The organism is Hymenobacter agri, from assembly GCF_054778495.1.
In genome coordinates this window covers 1-3,576 of record NZ_BAAGZM010000448.1, presented here as the reverse complement: position 1 = coordinate 3,576, position 3,576 = coordinate 1, and the positions used below count along the sequence as shown (strand labels likewise).

The following is a 3,576-nucleotide window of genomic DNA, read 5'->3' as shown; positions in this document are numbered from 1 at the left end:
GGCGGCCGCGCCGGCCATGCTGGTGCCGTGCCCGCAGCCGTCGTTGGGCGTTTCGGCGTCGCCGTACGGGATGCCGAAAATGGTGTTGCGCGGCAGCGTCACGAGGCGCTCGATGGTGCGGCCCGTACTCAGGCCCTGGTTGAATGCGCTGCCCAGGTTTTCCTGCGCATCGGAACAGCCGGTGTCGATAATTAGAATTTTGATGCCGCGGCCAGTGCTCTGGTTCCAGGCACTACGAACGCCGTGGTACTGGTCGGCTTGGTTCCAGCTCGATTTGCTGCCGTTGGAGAGCACCGCGTAATCGGTACCGGCCACCAGGCCAGCCGTGGCCGTGTTGTTGCCGCAGCCGCTGCTGCTCAGCGACGACGTGCCGCGGTTTGCCACCGTACCTGGGTGGTACGGTTCGTAGCCCATCGGCTCGGCGTAGCGCACCAGCCTGCTGGCCCGCAGCGCCTTGATGGTGCTGAGCTGATGCACCGTCACATCAAGTACGGGCAGCGCACTTTCCTGAAAAGCCACCAGCTTTTCGGCGGTCAGCGTGGGGTCGGCTTTTTGCTCTTCGGCCGCGATGAGGGCCAATACCTGAGCGCGGGCAGCCTGCCAGGCTGGATTAGTGGCTACATCATCGGGCAGCGCGCCCGTGAAGCCGGCCGGGCGGTAGCCCACGCTCAGCACGTAGTCGGAGCGGGTGAGGGCGCTCCAGACCACATGCGCGGGCGCCTCGTTCCAGTCGTATTTGCCGGTAGCGCGCAGGCGGTCCAGAATCTGAGTGTCGAGCTGCTGGGTGCTGAGGGCCGCAACCGGGTCGGCGGTGGGCTCGGGCAGTTGCAGGTCGTCGTTGTGGCGCTGGCAGCTGCCCAGCAGCAACGCCAGCAGCGCAGCCGAAAGGGTAAGTTTGTTCATGCGGTGTGGGAATTGGGAAGTGAAAAGAAGAAAAAGAACGGTGCTGAAGAACCCGCTGCTCAACTAGCAGCATGGTCTTCAGCGCCTAAATATATCTATTTTATCTCCCCAGAAGACAATAGCACTCCGACTACCGCCTTCCCTTCTGCAGGGCTACTGCCGTAGCAGCTTCCAGCTGGCGGTCAGCGCATCCGGGCCGTTAAGGTGCAATAAGTACATTCCCGCCGGCTGCCCGGCCAACGGCACCGCCACAGCTGTTTGGCCGGCCGCTACGGGTGCACTCCACACCGGGCGGCCCAGCGCATCCAGCAGGCGTAGCACAGTGCCAAGGCGCGCCGGCTGGGCCAGCGTGAGCGTGGCAGCTTCAGCAGCTGGGTTTGGCGCCAGCGTAGCCACAGCAGCGGCTTGCTCGGCGCGGGTGGGTAGCAGGTTGACGAAAGTCTGGGGATTGCCGCAAATAGTAGTTATGCCGTTCACCGTTTTACGGGTATATATCTGCACCATGTCCTGCTCAATTACGCTGGTCAGTCCGGCATCGAAGACGAGACCCCACGCCATGTAATCAATTCCGCGCTCATATAAATTGGCGTTTCCGGTTCCGACCTGCGGGTAATAGGGCACGTACGCAATAGAACGAGCCGAACTTGGTATTTGGCAGCCTCCGCTGCTGCTGGCAATTGGTAATCCTGCCAATACATATGGAAAGCTGCTTGCTCCCGCAACTTGATACTCGCCCGTGAGAAGCCGTAGCGCAGCCGGCTGGATAGGGCCTGCAGCTGATACCCATTGGTTGCCTGCGTTCGCCACCGCCCACCGCTTAATTTGGATAGGATAAATGGTAGTCTGGGCCTGGCCACAGGAGTTAAAACCGTAGTTCTGATACCGCGTTTGCTCCTGATAAGTGATAATGGTACTATCCGTCGTAACGCGGCGCCCGATTACCCGGCGCAGCACCCGGGTATCCGTGCAGCTGACCGCCGCCACAACGTCATCTCGGAAGTACCCAAACTCATCACCGGGTTGCACATCGTAAAATAGTCGCGGGCTATATAGCGACTGCTCGAAACGAATTGGCAGCAGGGCCTGCTCCAGTGTTCCACCAGTGGCTCCTCCCAGCCATTGTGGCCCTTCAAGCAGTCCGTACCGACGGCTCAATCGCACAGTTTGCGGGCTGGAACCCGTCACGCTGATAGTCACAACTGAATCTTGCACGCCTGGACTGATGGTTTGCCAACTGCGGCTCACCAATGTGGCGGTACGGGCCGGTTGCGCACTCGCAAGCCAACTGCTGCCAACTGCGGCTCTTGGAAACAGGGTCAGACTGACCGCATCCTGCACGTTGACTTGCGCTAATGCTTCCAGAGTATACCCCATCTGACCAGGCACCCAGCGCAGCAATGCTCCAAACAAATTGTTTTTGCTGCGCGCAAATCCGCCCCGGATACCAGTCGGAATTACCGTCCGCATACGCCGATTGAAGGCGTACACCGAATCACCATTAGCCGCCACGTAAGCCGAATCGACCCGCAACGTGTAGTATTCGCTACTCCCGGTGACTGGTGTAGCCGCATAGGCATATATCAGCCCCGGCCGAAACGGCCGCCACGCCTGCTGCGCGCGGGCTCCCAAAGCACTGAAGAGGAACAGCACGGCCAGCAGTGGCCGCATCCAGACGTAAGCGTGTTGCATACACAGATAGATTGATGTGGAAAGTCACCCGTAAGGTAGTCAGCAACATCAAATTATCCTTATTTTGATTAAACACAGTCTTCGCGCTACAACGCAAGAAGCCCCGCTCGAAATCGAACGGGGCTTCTGTGATGAGCGGAAGACCAGACCTTGGGGCGGCGCAGTCTGGCCTTCCTAGACTCGTAGTCGCACTAGAGCGCGTTAACGAGTTTTGTCAGCTTGCTCTTGTTGTTAGCAGCTTTGTTTTTGTGGATGATGTTCTTCTTGGCCAGACGGTCCAGCATCGAAGACACCTTCTTCAGCAGCTCCTGAGCAGCCGTTTTGTCGGTGGTCGTGCGCAGCTTTTTGATGGCGGTGCGGGTCGATTTGTGCTGGTAACGGTTCAACACGCGCTTGGCTTCGTTGCTGCGGATGCGTTTGAGGGCCGACTTATGGTTTGCCATGAGCAGGAATATATAGGAGCGTTATGCTATGAGTTCTGTGTTTGGGAGGGCAAAGGTACTGCGACGCTGTTATAAATTCAAGCCCCACCAGAAAAATATTGACTGCAAGCCTGTTCTATCCGGCCGGGCTGGGTGCTTCGCAGGCAAAAAAGATGCGTGCATTCATTGTACACTCACATTTTGCTCCCTAAATTAGTATGCATGCCGATTATGTGCACGTTTCATTGCGTTGCCAATGTTCTGCTGCCCCCGGTCCTTGCCCATTCTTTGCCCACGCCATGCCTCTCGTTGCCGAATCCCGCTATCAGCCGCCGTTCTACTTGTTCAACGGTCATTTGCAGACCATTGTGCCCAGCCTGTGGCGCACCGTGCCCGACGTAACCTACGAGCGCGAGCGCCTCGAACTGCCCGACGGCGACTTCCTGAACCTCGACTGGAGCCGCCTGCCCGCCCATCGGCCAACCGATGGCCTCGCCATTGTGTCGCACGGCCTCGAGGGCGACGCTTCGCGGCCTTACGTGCGCGGCATGGTGCGCGCCCT

General features: G+C 59.0%; 2 protein-coding genes and 2 pseudogenes. 1 reads left to right on the top strand and 3 read right to left on the bottom strand.

Features of this window, described 5'->3' with window-relative positions; genetic code table 11:
* The 3 genes and pseudogenes from ACYVDE_RS17455 to rpsT form a co-directional block, all read right to left on the bottom strand.
* Nucleotides 1-903 (bottom strand): annotated as a pseudogene (locus ACYVDE_RS17455) (S8 family peptidase); the annotation flags it as partial.
* Between the two features lie 153 nt (nucleotides 904-1,056).
* Nucleotides 1,057-2,592, bottom strand: coding sequence for a hypothetical protein (locus ACYVDE_RS17450; RefSeq protein ID WP_460502825.1), 1,536 nt, complete (start codon nucleotides 2,590-2,592; stop codon nucleotides 1,057-1,059).
* Nucleotides 2,593-2,783: 191 nt separating this feature from the next.
* Nucleotides 2,784-3,035 (bottom strand): 30S ribosomal protein S20, encoded by a 252-nt coding sequence (gene rpsT, locus ACYVDE_RS17445; RefSeq protein WP_198066977.1) that lies wholly within the window; start codon nucleotides 3,033-3,035, stop codon nucleotides 2,784-2,786.
* A gap of 278 nt (nucleotides 3,036-3,313) precedes the next feature.
* Here rpsT and ACYVDE_RS17440 point away from each other — a divergent pair.
* Nucleotides 3,314-3,576: pseudogene (locus ACYVDE_RS17440) on the top strand (alpha/beta hydrolase); the annotation flags it as partial.

Bases quoted from the DNA above. Each gene is read 5' to 3' on its own strand.
- rpsT (WP_198066977.1), bottom strand. From the start codon at position 3,035: ATGGCAAACCATAAGTCGGCCCTCAAACGCATCCGCAGCAACGAAGCC.
- ACYVDE_RS17450 (WP_460502825.1), bottom strand. From the start codon at position 2,592: ATGCAACACGCTTACGTCTGGATGCGGCCACTGCTGGCCGTGCTGTTC.